Origin of the sequence: Burkholderia sp. BCC1985 (assembly GCF_905339915.1) — a bacterium.
In the GTDB taxonomy this organism is placed as follows: Bacteria; Pseudomonadota; Gammaproteobacteria; order Burkholderiales; family Burkholderiaceae; genus Burkholderia.
In genome coordinates this window covers 1-15,280 of the sequence record NZ_CAJPGY010000047.1, presented here as the reverse complement: position 1 = coordinate 15,280, position 15,280 = coordinate 1, and the positions used below count along the sequence as shown (strand labels likewise).

16 protein-coding genes are annotated in these 15,280 nt (G+C 68.6%); 10 read left to right on the top strand and 6 right to left on the bottom strand.

Annotation, left to right across the window (positions count from 1 at the left end; genetic code table 11):
* The first annotated feature begins 247 nt into the window (after positions 1-247).
* Both U4Z31_RS31155 and U4Z31_RS31150 read left to right on the top strand, forming a co-directional pair.
* The gene (locus U4Z31_RS31155) at positions 248-532 is read left to right on the top strand and encodes a hypothetical protein (protein ID WP_321800580.1); all 285 of its coding nucleotides are present in this window, start codon (positions 248-250) and stop codon (positions 530-532) included.
* Positions 533-589: 57 nt separating this feature from the next.
* Positions 590-2,710, top strand: coding sequence for a phosphocholine-specific phospholipase C (locus U4Z31_RS31150; protein ID WP_321812356.1), 2,121 nt, complete (start codon positions 590-592; stop codon positions 2,708-2,710).
* Between the two features lie 54 nt (positions 2,711-2,764).
* On the opposite strand, the gene U4Z31_RS31145 is transcribed toward U4Z31_RS31150, so the two are convergent.
* On the bottom strand, positions 2,765-3,388 hold the full coding sequence (locus tag U4Z31_RS31145) for an alpha/beta hydrolase (protein WP_321812355.1): 624 nt from the start codon (positions 3,386-3,388) through the stop codon (positions 2,765-2,767).
* Between the two features lie 257 nt (positions 3,389-3,645).
* On the opposite strand from U4Z31_RS31145, the gene U4Z31_RS31140 reads away from it, so the two are divergent.
* The 5 genes from U4Z31_RS31140 to U4Z31_RS31120 are packed head-to-tail and all read left to right on the top strand — an operon-like array spanning position 3,646 to position 6,724.
* Positions 3,646-4,083 carry a VOC family protein gene (locus U4Z31_RS31140; protein ID WP_044846155.1) on the top strand — a complete coding sequence of 146 codons (438 nt, stop codon included), beginning with the start codon at positions 3,646-3,648 and terminating at the stop codon, positions 4,081-4,083.
* Positions 4,084-4,087: 4 nt separating this feature from the next.
* The gene (locus U4Z31_RS31135; protein ID WP_124666486.1) at positions 4,088-5,029 is read left to right on the top strand and encodes a 2-hydroxyacid dehydrogenase; all 942 of its coding nucleotides are present in this window, start codon (positions 4,088-4,090) and stop codon (positions 5,027-5,029) included.
* A 29-nt stretch (positions 5,030-5,058) separates the two neighbouring features.
* On the top strand, positions 5,059-5,991 hold the full coding sequence (locus tag U4Z31_RS31130) for a hydroxymethylglutaryl-CoA lyase (RefSeq protein ID WP_321812354.1): 933 nt from the start codon (positions 5,059-5,061) through the stop codon (positions 5,989-5,991).
* Positions 5,992-6,014: 23 nt separating this feature from the next.
* On the top strand, positions 6,015-6,521 hold the full coding sequence (locus U4Z31_RS31125) for a YbaK/EbsC family protein (protein ID WP_044846152.1): 507 nt from the start codon (positions 6,015-6,017) through the stop codon (positions 6,519-6,521).
* Entirely contained in the window at positions 6,518-6,724 is a 207-nt protein-coding gene (locus tag U4Z31_RS31120) for a DUF1289 domain-containing protein (protein WP_044846151.1), read from the top strand. The genes U4Z31_RS31125 and U4Z31_RS31120 overlap by 4 nt, the downstream gene beginning before the upstream one ends.
* A gap of 217 nt (positions 6,725-6,941) precedes the next feature.
* Here the strand turns inward: U4Z31_RS31120 and U4Z31_RS31115 are convergent, their stop codons facing one another.
* On the bottom strand, positions 6,942-7,844 hold the full coding sequence (locus tag U4Z31_RS31115) for a DMT family transporter (protein ID WP_321812353.1): 903 nt from the start codon (positions 7,842-7,844) through the stop codon (positions 6,942-6,944).
* A gap of 113 nt (positions 7,845-7,957) precedes the next feature.
* Between U4Z31_RS31115 and U4Z31_RS31110 the strand changes: the two genes are divergently transcribed.
* Entirely contained in the window at positions 7,958-8,449 is a 492-nt protein-coding gene (locus U4Z31_RS31110) for an Lrp/AsnC family transcriptional regulator (protein WP_321812352.1), read from the top strand.
* 57 nt (positions 8,450-8,506) lie between these two features.
* On the opposite strand, the gene U4Z31_RS31105 is transcribed toward U4Z31_RS31110, so the two are convergent.
* Entirely contained in the window at positions 8,507-9,403 is an 897-nt protein-coding gene (locus tag U4Z31_RS31105; RefSeq protein WP_321812351.1) for an alpha/beta hydrolase, read from the bottom strand.
* Positions 9,404-9,682: 279 nt separating this feature from the next.
* On the opposite strand from U4Z31_RS31105, the gene U4Z31_RS31100 reads away from it, so the two are divergent.
* Positions 9,683-10,642, top strand: coding sequence for an NAD(P)H-dependent flavin oxidoreductase (locus tag U4Z31_RS31100; RefSeq protein ID WP_044846149.1), 960 nt, complete (start codon positions 9,683-9,685; stop codon positions 10,640-10,642).
* 112 nt (positions 10,643-10,754) lie between these two features.
* On the opposite strand, the gene U4Z31_RS31095 is transcribed toward U4Z31_RS31100, so the two are convergent.
* The 3 genes from U4Z31_RS31095 to U4Z31_RS31085 all read right to left on the bottom strand — a co-directional run bounded on the left by U4Z31_RS31095 (position 10,755) and on the right by U4Z31_RS31085 (position 13,813).
* Complete coding sequence (locus U4Z31_RS31095; RefSeq protein WP_044846148.1) at positions 10,755-11,717, bottom strand: LysR family transcriptional regulator; 963 nt, start codon at positions 11,715-11,717, stop codon at positions 10,755-10,757.
* A 174-nt stretch (positions 11,718-11,891) separates the two neighbouring features.
* Positions 11,892-12,968 carry a porin gene (locus U4Z31_RS31090; protein ID WP_321812350.1) on the bottom strand — a complete coding sequence of 359 codons (1,077 nt, stop codon included), beginning with the start codon at positions 12,966-12,968 and terminating at the stop codon, positions 11,892-11,894.
* Positions 12,969-13,315: 347 nt separating this feature from the next.
* Positions 13,316-13,813 (bottom strand): peptide-binding protein, encoded by a 498-nt coding sequence (locus tag U4Z31_RS31085; protein WP_321812372.1) that lies wholly within the window; start codon positions 13,811-13,813, stop codon positions 13,316-13,318.
* Positions 13,814-14,171: 358 nt separating this feature from the next.
* Between U4Z31_RS31085 and U4Z31_RS31080 the strand changes: the two genes are divergently transcribed.
* The gene (locus tag U4Z31_RS31080) at positions 14,172-15,215 is read left to right on the top strand and encodes a bile acid:sodium symporter family protein (RefSeq protein WP_044846146.1); all 1,044 of its coding nucleotides are present in this window, start codon (positions 14,172-14,174) and stop codon (positions 15,213-15,215) included.
* Positions 15,216-15,280: the final 65 nt, after the last annotated feature.

The following is a 15,280-nucleotide window of genomic DNA, read 5'->3' as shown; positions in this document are numbered from 1 at the left end:
CGCCGTGCACGACACGTCGCATCGCGTACATGGTTCGTCGCGTTGCACGCGCGTGTAAATGCGCGCGGCCACTACATCCGCCATGAAAATTCGGCGGGTCGACCCGGCTCCGCCGCCGTGAAAGCATATGGTCAGCATCACGAAAGCCGTTCGCGATCACGCGCCGGTCGCAAACGATTCACCGAATCGTCGCATCGCACGGGCATACTCGAAAACGTTTCCCGATCCGCCTGCCAGGAGAGAAGTGATGCGTCGTGTTGCCCTCGTCGTCGTTCTATGTGCCGCCGCCTTCGCCGCCGCCTGCAGCGACGACGCGCCGCACGACGCGCACGCAACCGACGCCTCGCAACAGGCCGGCGCATCGTCCGGCGCCGCGAGCGCGTTCAACAGCGCTGCCGGTGCGAGCACCGCCGCGTCCGATGCCGCGCCGCTCGCGCCGCCCGTCGTCCACTACCCGCCCGACGATGACGACGACGCGAAGCCCGCGACGAACGCGGGCGCGTCCGCCATCGCCGCGTCGTCGCCGCACTGATCCCGCCGTTCCTGTTGGTGTCCCCAGTCCCCGATCGCAGAACCGAGGTGAAATAACATGACGTCATCCAGCCGCCGCCGTTTCCTGCATACCGTCGCACAGTCGGCGGGCGCGGCCGTCGCGCTCAACGCGTTCCCCGAATCGATCCGCCGCGCGCTCGCGATTCCGGCCGCGCGCGGCACCGGCACGATCCGCGATGTCCAGCACATCGTCGTGTTCATGCAGGAGAACCGCTCGTTCGACCATTACTTCGGACACCTGCGCGGCGTGCGCGGCTACAACGACCGCTTCCCGATTCCGCTGCCGAACGGCAAGCCGGTGTGGTACCAGCCGTCGAAGGAAGACCCGGCGAAGCCCGTGCTGCCGTTCCGGCTCGACACGAAGACGACCAGCGCGCAGTGCCTGGGCGCGCTCGACCACTCGTGGGCGAAGACCCACGCGGCGATCGACGGCGGCCGCTACGACCAGTGGCCCGCGAACAAGACCGACATGACGATGGGCTATCACGTGCGCGAGGACATCCCGTTCCATTACGCGCTCGCCGATGCGTTCACCGTGTGCGACAACTACTTCTGCTCGCTGCCGGGGCCGACCCACCCGAACCGTTCGTACCTGATGACGGGCACGGTCGACCCGACCGGCAAGTTCGGCGGCCCGCTGCTCGACAACGCCGACTACGTCGACGGCGACCTGCCGCCCGCGTACCAGCTGCTGTCGTGGACGACCTTCCCCGAACGGCTCGAGGCGCGCGGCGTGTCGTGGCAGATCTACCAGCAGGGGCTCACGTGGGCCGACCCGTACAACGGCAACTACGGCACGAACATCCTGCAGAACTTCACGAACTTCATCAACGCGAAGCCGGGCTCGTCGCTGTACCAGCGCGCGCAGACGGTGCGCACGCTCGACAACCTGAAGGACGACGTGATCAACGACCGGCTGCCGCAGGTGTCGTGGCTGCTGCCGCCCGCCGTGTTCTCCGAGCATCCGAAATACACGCCCGCGTACGGCGCGAACTACACGTCGCAGATCCTCGACGCGCTGACGTCGAACCCGGACGTGTGGGCGAAGACGGTGCTGTTCATCATGTACGACGAAAACGACGGCTTCTTCGATCACGTCGTGCCGCCGCAGCCGCCGACCTCGGCCGCGCAGGGCGCATCGACCGTGACCACCGACGGCGAGCTGCATACGGTCGTGAATCCCGGCCGCGGCGGCAGCTACACGGCCGACGGGCTGCCGTACGGCCTCGGGCCGCGCGTGCCGATGACGGTCGTGTCGCCGTGGTCGAAGGGCGGCTTCGTGTGCTCGCAGGTATTCGACCACACGTCGGTGATCCGCTTCATCGGCGAGCGCTTCGGCGTCGACGAGCCGAACATCACGCCGTGGCGCCGGACCGTCTGCGGCGACCTCACCGCCGCGTTCGACTTCCGCTCGTCCGACGCGACGTTCCCGACGCTGCCCGATACGAGCCAGTACCGCTCGATCGCCGACCAGCAATGCACGTCGCAACCCGCGCCGAGCGTGCCCGCGACGCCGTCGCCGATCGACCCGCAGGAACCGGGCGTGCGCCCGGCGCGTGCGCTGCCGTACGAACTGCACGTGAACGCGAGCCTCTACGGCGGCAACACGCTGCGCATCGAGTTCGCGAACCGCGGCAACCAGGGCGCGCACTTCCAGGTGTACGCGACCAACCGCACCGACGGCCCGTGGCGCTACACGGTCGGCGCGCGCCGCGTGCTGCACGCGGACTTCGACCTGACGGAGACGAACGGCGCGTATGCGTTCTCGGTGTACGGGCCGAACGGCTTCGTGCGGATGTTCGCGGGCAACGTGTCGGCCGCGACGGCGCGCCGGCGCAACCAGGCGCAGCCGGAGGTGAAAGCCGGCTACGACATCGCGAACGGCAACCTGTACCTGAAGCTGCGCAACCACGGCAGCGGTCACGTGACGCTGACGCTGACCGACAACGCGTACGGCACGCCCGCGCGCCAGGTGACCCTGCACGGCGGCGACGAACGCGTCGAGCAATGGGCGCTCGCGTCGAGCCACCACTGGTATGACGTGACGGTGAGCGACGGCGTGAACGGCACGTTCTTGCGCCGCTTCGCGGGCCACGTCGAGAACGGCCGGTCGAGCTACTCGGATCCGGCCGCGGTGCGCCCGGTCTCCGCGTCGTAAGCGCGGCGGCACGACGGTGCGCGGCGTCCGCCGCGCGGCGCGTGCCGTCGAATCTCAGATCGCGTGCGCGAGCGCGCGCTCGACGGGTGCGACGTCGAAGCCGTCGTCCGCGTCGCGAAAGCGCAGCGGCGCCGCGCAGTGCACCAGCGTGTCGATGAAGTACTTCGCGCGCGGCCACGGCCCGAAGCCGGCCGCGGTGTTGATGTGGCCCGCGTCGCCGAGGTTCACGAATGCGCTGCCGAGCCGCTGCGCGAGCGTGCGCGCATCGGCGAGCGGCATCCACGGGTCGGTTTCGCTGCCGATCACGATCGACGGCACCGCGAGCCGGCGCGCGTCGAACGGCCCGGCGAACGTGAATTTCTTCGGACTGGCGGGCGCGACGAGCAGCACGCCCGCGACGTCGGCCGCCTGCGGCCATTGCACGAGCGCATGCGCGGCCGCGAGGCAGCCGAAGCTGTGCGCGGCCAGCACGAACGGGCCGCGCTCGCGTTCGAGCAGCACGCGCACGGACTGCGCCCAGCGCGCGAGATCGGGGGCGTCCCAGTCGGCCTGCTCGACCCGCAGCGAACGCGGGAACTGCCGCTCCAGCCAGGTCTGCCAGTGGGCGCCTTCGCTGCCGTGCAGGCCCGGAACGGTCACGAGCCGCGGCGGCCACGCCGATTTGCTGCATGCGCGCATGATTGCCCTCGCTTGCTTTGCTTGGAGACGAGGTTCGATTGTGGCGTGGCGTGCGCGGCGGCCGAACCAATATTTTGTGCTTTGCTTTTGCGCGGGACGGTAGCCGGGCGACCGCCGGCGCGGGCCCCGCGGTGCGGGCCGGCAGCCTCGCGGCGGCGCAATGCGCCGCGAAACCGTAGAATGTGGGCTTCCCGCTTGCCTTGCATCGGATCGAACCGGGGCGCCCCGCGCCGGTTCCGATCGACAGGAGACGCCCGATGTCCGCTACGCCCGCCGGCGCGCTGCGCCCGTTCCATCTCGCCTTCCCCGTGTCGAGCCTCGCCGGCGCGCGCGCGTTCTACGGCGGCCTGCTCGGCTGCCCCGAGGGCCGCAGCTCCGAGCACTGGGTCGATTTCGACTTCTTCGGCCATCAGCTCGTCGCGCACCTCGCGCCGGACGAAACCGGCAAAAGCGCGGTGAACCCGGTCGACGGCGACGACGTGCCCGTGCGCCATTTCGGCGTCGTGCTGTCGATGGACGAATGGCATGCGCTCGCCGACAAACTGAAGGCCGCGCATACGCGCTTCGTGATCGAGCCGCATATCCGCTTCAAGGGCGAGGTCGGCGAGCAGGCGACGATGTTCTTCCTCGATCCGTGCGGCAACGCGCTCGAGTTCAAGGCGTTCGCCGACATCGGCCAGTTGTTCGCGAAGTAAGCGCATGAAGATCCTGTTCTACTCGCCGCACCAGGAAGCCGGCGCCTGGCGCGACGCGATCGCGCAGGCGCTGCCCGAGGCCGAGCTGCGCGCGTGGCAGCCGGGCGACACGGCTGCCGCCGACTACGCGCTCGTGTGGCGCGCGCCGCGCGAGCTGTTCGCGCCGCGCGACGGCCTGCGCGCGATCTTCAACCTCGGCGCGGGTGTCGATGCGCTGCTCGCGCTCGATCGCGCGCATCCCGGCACGCTGCCGCGCGACGTGCCGCTGGTGCGCCTCGAGGATTCGGGCATGGCGCGGCAGATGATCGAATACGTGACGCACGCGGTGCTGCGCTACCTGCGCCGCTTCGACGAATACGACGCGTTGCAGCGCGAGCGCCGCTGGCAGGTGCTGGAGCCGCATCCGCGCGCGAGCTTCACCGTCGCAGTGCTGGGCCTCGGCGTGCTCGGCGCGCAGGTCGCGCAGGCGCTCGCGGCGCTCGGCCTGCCGGTGCGCGGCTACAGCCGCAGCCCGAAACGGCTCGACGGCGTCGCGACCTTCGCGGGCGACGACGCGTTCGACGCGTGCGTCGACGGCGCGAAGGTGCTCGTCAACCTGCTGCCGAGCACGCACGATACCGACGGGATCCTGTCGGCGCGGACCTTCGCGAAGCTGGCGCCGGGCGCATACCTGGTGAACGTCGCACGCGGCGCGCATCTCGTCGAAGCCGACCTGCTCGACGCGCTCGCGAGCGGCCAGGTCGCCGCCGCGACGCTCGACGTGTTCCAGCACGAGCCGCTGCCGGTCGACCACCCGTTCTGGCACGCGCCGCGCATCACGATCACGCCGCACAGCTCGGCCGAAACGCTGCGCGACGAAGCCGTCGAGCAGATCGCCGGCAAGATCCGCGCGCTCGAGCGCGGCGAGCGCGTCGGCGGCATCGTCGACTACGCGCGCGGCTACTGAATTCCACCTACACGAGACCGGAGACAACCATGACGTTCCCCACCGCCGTCAAGATCGTCGAAGTCGGCCCGCGCGACGGGCTGCAGAACGAAAAGACCTTCGTACCGACCGACGTGAAGATCGCGCTCGTCGACCGGCTGTCGCGCGCCGGCTTCCGCAATGTCGAGGCCGCATCGTTCGTGTCGCCGAAATGGGTGCCGCAGATGGCCGACGGCGCCGACGTGATGGCCGGCATCGAGCGCCGCCCGGGCACCGTGTATTCGGTGCTCACGCCGAACCTGAAAGGCTTCGAGAACGCGCTCGCCGCACGCGCCGACGAAGTGGTGATCTTCGGCGCGGCGAGCGAGGCGTTCTCGCAGCGCAACATCAACTGCAGCATCGCGGAGAGCATCGCGCGCTTCGAGCCGGTTGCGAAGGCCGCGAAGGATGCCGGCCTGCGGCTGCGCGGCAGCGTGTCGTGCACGCTCGGCTGCCCGTACCAGGGCGAGGTGCCGGTCGCGTCGGTCGTCGACGTCGTCGAACGCTTCGCCGCGCTCGGCTGCGACGAGATCGACATCGCCGACACCATCGGCGTCGGCACGCCGACGCGCACGCGCGAAGTGCTGGCGGCCGTCACGCGCGTGTTCCCGCGCGAACGGCTGTCGGGCCACTTCCACGACACCTACGGCCAGGCGCTCGCGAACATCTACGCGGCGCTGTTCGAAGGGATCGAGATCTTCCACGCGTCGGTCGCCGGCCTCGGCGGCTGCCCGTACGCGAAGGGCGCGACCGGCAACGTCGCGACCGAGGACGTGCTGTACCTGATGCAGGGCCTCGGCATCGACACCGGCATCGATCTCGCGCAGGTGGTCGCCGCCGGCGACTTCATCTCGAACGCGATCGGCCGCGCGAACGTGTCGCGCGCCGGTCGCGCGCTGCTCGCCAAGGCGCAGAGCGCGGCCGACGCGCCGAGCTGCGCGTGACCCCGACACTCACCGGACTCCCCATGACGACACCCGCTTCATTCGACTCTCTCCCCGATTCCGCGCGACGCGTCGCGCTGCTGCTGCGCGAACGCGGGCATGCGAAAGGGATCGTGATGCTCGCCGAAACCGGCAAGACCTCCGCCGAAGCCGCGGCCGGGCTCGGCTGCTCGGTCGCGCAGATCGCGAAGTCGATCCTGTTTCGCCGCGAATCCGACGGCCTGCCGGTGCTCGTCGTCGCGAGCGGCGTGAATCGCGTCGACGAGAAGAAGGTCGCCGCCCAGGTCGGCGCGGTCGGCCGCGCCGATGCGAAGTTCGTGCGCGACCATACCGGCTACGCGATCGGCGGCGTGTGCCCGATCGGCCATCTCGTCGAACCGGTCACGCTGATCGACGCCGACCTGCTCGAGCTCGACAGCCTGTGGGCGGCCGCCGGCCATCCGCACGCGGTGTTCAACCTGTCGCCGCAGGAACTCGTCGCGCTGACGGGTGCGCCGGTCGCCGACGTCGCATTGCGTAACGACGCATGAGCGACGTGCCGGTACCGGTCGGCACGGTCGCCTCGCCGTGCACCGACGTCTGCAGGATCGATCCGCGCACCGACTGGTGCGCGGGCTGCCTGCGCACGCGTGACGAGATCAAGGGATGGCGCGCGTCGGACGACGACGCGAGACGCGAGTTGCTCGCGCGGCTCGACGCGCGGCGGCGCCTGCTCGCGCGGAGCGGCGCATAAAAAAATGCCGTTCGGCCTGCTTGGCGAACGGCATGAGATCGGAATCCTGTGAACGTGATCAACGTCACAGCCGCATCATACGAGCGACGCTGCAGCGTCGCATCGGGTGTTTCCCTACAACTCCTTACGGCCTGTCTGGCGCGCAATCCGGGTGCCCGGAGGCGACGCCCACGGGCTTGGCGGCAAGCGCAGCGGCAAGCCGAATCGCACAACCGTTTCAGTTGCCGACCGCCGCGCGACGCGCGGGCACGATGCGCCAGCCGAGGTTCACGCCGGCCGCCGCGAGCAGGATCAGCAACGCGCCGAGCACCTGCGTCCACGCGAGCGTCTGCCCGAACGCGACGCGATCGACGATGATCGCGACGACCGGATAGACGAACGACAGCGCGCCCGTCATCGCGACCGGCAGCTTCTGGATCGCGCCGTACAGCAGCACGTACATCAGGCCGGTGTTGACGACGCCGAGCACGACGAGATCGAGCCACTGCGCGGCCGTCGCCGGCAGCGTGTCGAAGTGCGCGAACGGTGCGAGCAGCACGATGCCGAGGCCGGCCTGCAGCAGCGCGAGCAGATGCGGCGGCGTGCCCTTCAGGTGCTTCGTGACGATCGACGACACCGCGTACAGGAACGCCGCGCCGAGCGACAGCGCGACGCCTTCGAGATATTCGCCGGGCACCGCGAGCACGGCCGGCTCGACCCGCACCACGCAGACGAGCCCGATGAACGCGAGCGCGAGCCACGCGATCGTCGACGCGCTGATCCGTTCGCGGAACACGAGCGCGCCGAGCGCGACGAGCATGAACGGCTGCGTGTTGTAGACGGCGGTCGCCATCGAGATCGACGCGCGCGAATACGCGGCGAACAGCAGCAGCCAGTTCGCGACGATCGCGACGCTGCCAAGCGTCGCGAGCGCGAGCATGCGTGGCGAGAACAGCGCGCGGCGCAGCAAGCCGAGCGCCGCGCAGACGATCGCGAGCGTCGCGGCGCCGAACAGGCAGCGGAAGAACACGACATTGGCGAGCGGTTGCTGCGACGACATCACGAGCCAGCCGATCGTGCCGGACATCAGCATCGCGACGACCATCTCGGCGGCACCGCGGCGGATTTCGTTCGAGGCCATCATGGACTCCGTTTGGCGAGAGAAGATGACTTCGATTCTAGAAACTTGCTTTCCGTGCATCCACGGCTAAACTGAAGCGAAACGACCGATTCACCTTCGAAAGCAAAGCGATCATGTCGAAACGCCTTTCCCCGCCCGCCGTCGCGTCGCTGGACGCGACCGACCGCGCGATCCTCGCGGCGCTCGCCGAGGATGCGCGCATCGCCACCAGCGAGCTGGCGCGGCAGATCGGGCTGTCGGCGCCCGCGACCGCCGATCGCGTGCGGCGGCTCGAGGCGCAGGGCGTGATCGCGGGCTTCACCGTCGAGCTCGACCCGCGCGCGCTCGGCTACACGCTGCAGGCGATCGTCCGCGTGAAGCCGCTGCCGGGGCAGCTGCATCTGGTCGAGGAGGTGCTGCGGCGGATTCCGGAATTCGTCGAATGCGACAAGGTGACCGGCGAGGACTGCTTCATCTGCCGGCTCTACCTGCGCACGATCGAGCACCTCGACGACATCCTGTCGAAGGTGACGGAGCGCGCGGAAACGAGCACGGCGATCGTGAAATCGACGCCCGTGCCGCGCCGCCTGCCGCCGCTGGTCGAAGACGACACCGCGCGCCGCTGATCCTCGAACGCTGGCGGTCGACGCACAGCAAACGCCGCGAGCCGCGGCCGGCACCGCTCACGCGGCCGCGTCGCGCGCTTCGAAGAACGCGAGCAGCTCGTCGATCAGCGCGACGGGCGCCTCTTCCGGAATGTAGTGCCCGCAATCGAGCGCGCGGCCGCTGACGTCGCGCGCGACGCGCCGCCATTCGTCGAGCGGATCGAAGCAGCGGCCGACGATCCCGTGCTCGCCCCACAGCACGCGCAGCGGGCACGCGACCTTGTTGCCGCGCTCGAGATCCGCGCGGTCGTGTTCGAGATCGATCGTCGCCGACGCGCGGTAGTCCTCGCACATCGCATGCACGGCGCCCGGCTGCGCGAGCGCGGCGCGATACGCGGCGAGCGCCTCCGGCGCGAACGGCGCGAGCCCGGCCGAGCGGTTGCCCATCACGCGCTCGATGTACGCATCGGTGCGGCCTTCGATCAGCGTTTCGGGCAGCGGCGCCGGCTGGATCAGGAAGAACCAGTGGAAATACGCGGTCGCGAACGCACGGTCGGTCTGCTCGTACATCGCGAGCGTCGGCGCGATGTCGAGCAGCATCATCCGCTCGACGGCCGCCGGATGATCGAGCGCGAGGCGGTGCGCGACGCGCGCGCCGCGATCGTGCGCGCACACATGGAATTGCTCGAAACCGAAATGGCGCATCACGGCGACCTGGTCGGCCGCCATCGCGCGTTTCGAATACGGCGCATGCCGCGCGTCGCTCGGCGGCTTGCCCGACGCGCCGTAGCCGCGCAGGTCGGTCGCGATCACCGTGAAGTGATTCGCCAGCGTCGCGGCGACGCGATGCCAGATCATGTGGGTCTGCGGGTGGCCGTGCAGCAGCAGAAGCGGCGGCCCCGCGCCTCCTTTGACACCGAAGATGTCGGTGTCCTGCACCGTCACGTGAAACGGAGCAAACGCCTCAAACGACATGGTTTGTTTCTCGTAGGTTTGTTATGGCGGATATTGTAGGAGCGCCCGGCCGGCTGCTGCGCGCGCCAGATGCCCGAATACGTAGAAAGAGAACACTCACTCGATTGTCGCCACGCCGCGCGGTTTGTTAAGCTCGCGCAGAATCGCACGACCGTTCGTATTAATATGAACGCGCGGCTGTACCGCTACACTCGAAGCACCGTTCGACCGCCAAGCATGCATGCCGGCGTCGGCGCGCCCGCGCCGGGCCCGGCCGCCCCTCGAGACTGGAGACATCACATGGCATTGCCCGCCGTCCTGCAGAACCTGACGCTGCCCGTCATCGCGTCGCCGATGTTCATCGTCAGCTACCCCGAACTCGTGCTCGCGCAATGCAAGGCGGGTATCGTCGGATCATTTCCCGCGCTCAACGCCCGTCCGGCCGAACTGCTCGACGAATGGCTCACGCAGATCCAGTCCGAACTCGCCGACCACAAGGCGAAGCACCCGGACGCGGTGATCGGCCCGATCGCGGTCAACCAGATCGTCCACCAGTCGAACGTCCGGCTCGAGCACGACGTGCGCGTGTGCGTCGAGCACAAGGTGCCGATCTTCATCACGAGCCTGCGCGCGCCGGCGCGCGAGATCGTCGACGCGGTGCACAGCTACGGTGGCATCGTGCTGCACGACGTGATCAACCTGCGCCACGCGCAGAAGGCGCTCGAAGCGGGCGTCGACGGGCTGATCCTCGTCGCGGCCGGCGCCGGCGGCCACGCGGGCACGACGTCGCCGTTCGCGCTCGTGGGCGAAGTGCGCAAGATGTTCGACGGCCCGATCGTGCTGTCCGGCGCGATCGCCAACGGCGGCTCGATCCTCGCCGCGCAGGCGATGGGCGCCGACTTCGCGTACATGGGCACGCGCTTCATCGCGACGCAGGAAGCGCACGCGGTCGAGGACTACAAGCACGCGATCCTCAACGCGAAATCGTCCGACATCGTCTACACGAACCTCTTCACCGGCGTGCACGGCAACTACATCCGCGAGAGCATCGAGAAGGCCGGCCTCGATCCGGACGCACTGCCGGAATCGGACAAGTCGAAGATGAATTTCGGCGGCGACAAGGCGAAGGCGTGGAAGGACATCTGGGGTGCCGGCCAGGGTGTCGGCCTGATGGACGACCTGCCGAGCGTCGGCGCGCTCGTCGAGCGCCTGAAGCGCGAGTACGACGACGCGAAGGCACGACTCGGCATCGCGCGCTGACGCGGGCGGCGGGTTGCGCCACCGGCGCGCACGACGTCGGACCAAACAAAAAAGCGCGAACCGCAACGGCTCGCGCTTTTTTCATGTCCGCCACGCGGGCGGCCGGCGCCGGTCAGCCCGCGCGCTTGATCCGCGTGATCGGCAGCACGCGCAGGCGCGACTCGATCGACGGGCACAGCGACTGCCCTTCGAATCGTGCCGCGAGGAAGTCGACGAACGAGCGCACCTTCGCGGACACGTGGCGACGGCTCGCGTACACCGCATAGATCGGCGCCTCGTGCGGCGGAACGGCGTCGAGCAACACCGGCACGAGCCGGCCGGATTCGATGTCGTCGCCGACCACCTCGGTGCCGAGCAGCGCGATGCCCGCGCCCGCGAGCACGGCCGCGCGCAGCCCCTCGAGATGGTTCACGATCAGGTTGCCGTTCAGGTTCACGCGCGACGCGGCGGCCGCGTCGATCACCAGCGAATCGAGCATCGTCGAATTCGAATCGCGACGCAGGTAGTTGTGATGCGCGAGATCGGCAATCGTCTGGGGCGTGCCGTGCTTGTCGAGATACTCGGGCGACGCGACCAGCAGGATGTGCGCGGTCGCGATCTGCCGCGCGACCAGCGACGACGATTTCAGCCCGTTCGGCGCCGCGCGCACCGCGACGTCGTAGCCTTCCTCGATCAGGTCGACCACGCGATCGGACAGCGTCACGTCGACGGTTACGTCCGGGAACCGACCCGCATAATCGGTGACGGCCTGCATCACGTGCCGCAATCCGAACGCGGACAGCGACGTCACGCGCAGGCGGCCCTGCGGCACCACGCTCGCGGCGCCGACCGCCTGTCCGGCTTCGTCGAGTTCCGACAGCGCCTGCACGAGGCGCTCATAGTATTCGCGTCCCGCCTCGGTCGGCGCGACACGTCGTGTCGTGCGATGCAGCAGCCGCGCGCCGAGCTGCTGCTCGAGATGCATCACGTGCTTGCTCGCCATCGCGGCCGACATCTGCATGCGCTCGGCCGCGCCGACGAAGCTGCCCACTTCGACGACGTAGCGAAACACATTCATGCTGACGAGGGTATCCATCGAACTAGCTCGCAATTCCTGGGAATTATGCAATTACGAGATAGGGTAACAAAGGCGAGGAAACAAAAAGGTCAACAAAGGCAAAACGGCGCCGCGAATAGCGGCGCCGTTTTTTCGGGGCGCAATGCCGGCACATGCGACGCGCGTTGTGTGCGCGTCCGAACCGACGAATCGTCAGAACTTCGCGCGGATGCCTGCGCCGAACGTATTGCCGCTCGACAGGCCGCTGATGTGGTCGTTCATGTACGCAACGTAGACGTCGGTGCGCTTGGACAACGGATAGTCGTAGCCGACGGCCCAGGTCTGGCGCGTCTGGTCGAGGCCGCCGCCGTCGCGCGAGTACGCGTACGACGCCATCGCGTTGCCGACGCCGAGCGGCACCGACACGCCGCCCTGCGCGGTGTTCACGTGCCAGCTGCCGGCGACCTGGTCGTTCTTCGTATACATGTACTGGCCGAACAGCTTCACGTATTTCAGGTCGTAGGTCGCGCCGACCAGCCCGATGCCCTGGCTCTTCATGCCGGTCACGAGCGAGCTCAGGTCCTGCGGGCCGTTGTTGAAGTTCACGTACTGGTAGACGGCGGTCGCCGCGAACGGGCCGTTCGCGTAGTTGAACTGCGCGCTCCACTTCTTCGAGCGGTTGTCGCCGGCCGTGTTGCCGAGCGCGTACATCGCCGCGAAATTCAGGCCCCCGAACGAAGGCGACGTGTAGGACAGCGCGTTGTTCCAGCCCGAATCGCCGACCGCGCCCTGGTCGCTCGGATAGGTCGGGAACGTGCCGAGGCCCAGGAACACGTGGTACACCATCGGCGAGAAGGTGTACGAATCGTAGAACGGGTTGAACAGGATCGTCGACAGGAACAGGTGCGTCGTCAGGCGGCCCGCCGTCACCGTGCCGTACGGCGAGCTGACGCCGACGTATGCGTTGCGCGCGAAGAACGTGTCGCCCTGGAAGCGGCCGAACTGGCCGTTCTGCGCACGGAAGAAGCTCTCCAGCGTGAAGATCGCCTTGTAGCCGTCACCGAGATCCTCGGCCCCGTGCAGGCCCCAGTAGGACGTCGACATCCCGCCGCCCGACACGTTCCATGCGCGATCGCCGCCCGGGAACTTGGTGGCGCCGACCCATTCGTCGACCTGACCGTAGAGCGAGACGCTCGACTGCGCGTGAACGGGTGCGGTTGCGGCCACGCAGGCGGCCGCGGCGATCAGCTTGACGGACGTGCGCGACGCACGGCGAGCGAATGCTTTCATGGGATCTCCAGGGTTTTGTCGAATGTCGATAAGTGGCGCGAGCGTTGTTGTTTGGAGCCGATTGCTTGCGTCGTATGGGGCGCAGCCATCTTTACGGAACCTGCGTCCCGTCAAAATTGCGCACACTTATTGCGGGTATAGCGGCAGCACTAACTTCGCGGAATCGGCACATGGCCAGGCGCGCCGCAGCGGCCCCGCGCGGTGCGGGCACGCGACGGGACGGCCGCGAGGGGCGCGCGTGCCGGGCGCGAAAGATAGCGCAATGCGACGGGAAAATCAGCGGAAATCTATGCGCGACTGTGGCGAATTCGCATCACAGCCGGCGGGGGAACGAACGCGCGGGGCGCTCAGTTTCGGTAGAACGGGGAGAAAAACGGCGAGTGGGAAGGCTCTTCCTGCGCGCGGGGCGGCGGCATCGGACGGCCGCCACGCTCTTCGTTGTAGCGCGCGACGTCGGCGCGGATCGAGCCGGCCCGCAACGGAACGTTGCCGCCGCCCGGCGGGCGCGGCATCTGGCGGGACTCGGCGCTGATCGGACGATACGGGCTCTGCGCGGCGTAATGACCGTAAGACGGCGTCGGACGCAGGCCCCAGCGGGAACCATAGCCGCTCACGCCGCCGGCGCGCGCGCCGCCCGGCGGCAGCGCCCGGCGCCATACCTGCGCGTTGCCGGCCGGCTGGCCGTACATGCGGATGTCGCCGCCACCGAAACCGTGACCGAAGCCATGACCGCCGCCGAACGCCTGACCGCCATGCGGCGGTTGCGCGAGCGCGAGCGGCATCAGCAGCGCGCCGAGCACGCCTGCCACCCATCGTCCGACCTTCAGTTTCACCCGTTCCGTCATCATTCAGTGCCTGTTGCCGCTCGCCGCCGGCTGTTTCCGGCCGACGCAAGCCTTTCAGCAGTAATTTATGAGCGGTCCCAAACGGTGTCGAGCCAAAAAGTGTTATGTCGCGGGCATCGGTGTAACACCATGTTACTGCTAGGTTTTTTCACTTCAGGGTGGGATCGCGACAGAACATTCTTCTGCCGCTTCGCGCGTCGCCGGGCCGCCGCGGGCGTGCCGTGTTGCGCAGCCGCATCATGCAATCGATTCATCAATGGATTCGTACAATGAATTTGTTTATTGAATGACCAACCGGGACAATACCGGCTTCGCGCGCGCGACATGTGCGCCCGCCGTTTCCGAATCGAGTTCCCCGATGGCCCGTCCCCGTTTCCTTCCCGACAACTTCACGCTCGCGCTCGTCGGCACCGTCGTGCTCGCGAGCCTGCTGCCGTGCCGCGGCCCGGCCGCCCATGCGTTCAACTGGGCGACCAACATCGCGGTCGGCCTGCTGTTCTTCCTGCACGGCGCGAAGCTGTCGCGCGAAGCCGTCGTCGCGGGCGCGACCCACTGGCGGCTGCATGCGGTCGTGCTGCTCAGCACGTTCGCGCTGTTCCCGCTGCTCGGCCTCGCGCTGAAGCCCGTGCTGCAGCCGCTCGTCACGCCGACGCTGTATGCCGGCGTGCTGTTCCTGTGCACGCTGCCGTCGACCGTCCAGTCGTCGATCGCGTTCACGTCGATCGCGAAGGGCAACGTGCCGGCCGCCGTGTGCGCGGCATCGGCGTCGAGCCTGCTCGGGATCTTCGTGACGCCGGCGCTCGTCGGGCTGATGATCACGTCGCAGTCGGCCGCGGCCGCGTCGCCGTGGAGCACCATCGGCAGCATCGTGATGCAGCTGCTCGTGCCGTTCATCGCCGGCCAGCTGCTGCGGCCCGTGATCGGCGGCTGGATCGAACGCAACCGCGGCGTGCTGCGCTTCGTCGACCAGGGCTCGATCCTGCTCGTCGTCTACGTCGCGTTCAGCGAGGCCGTGAACCAGGGGCTGTGGCACCAGATTCCGGCGCGCGCGCTCGGCGGCCTGCTGGTCGTCAACGTCGTGCTGCTCGTGATCGCGCTGGGGCTGACCGCGTTCGTCAGCAAGCGGCTCGGCTTCAACCGGGCCGACCAGATCACGATCATCTTCTGCGGGTCGAAGAAGAGCCTCGCGGCCGGCGTGCCGATGGCGAAGGTGATCTTCTCCGCGCAGGCGGTCGGCGCGATCGTGCTGCCGCTGATGCTGTTCCACCAGATCCAGCTGATGGCCTGCGCGGCGCTCGCGCAACGCTGGGGCGCGCGCGACACGAGCGGCGAGCGCGACGGCGACGCGGGTGCGGCCGGTGCCGCACGCGGGCGCGGTGCGCTGAGCGCGGGCAAGCGCTGACGCGGGAGGCTGCGCGGCCGGCATGGCTGGCCGCGCTGGGGTGTTCGTCTTGTTCCTTTCGTCCC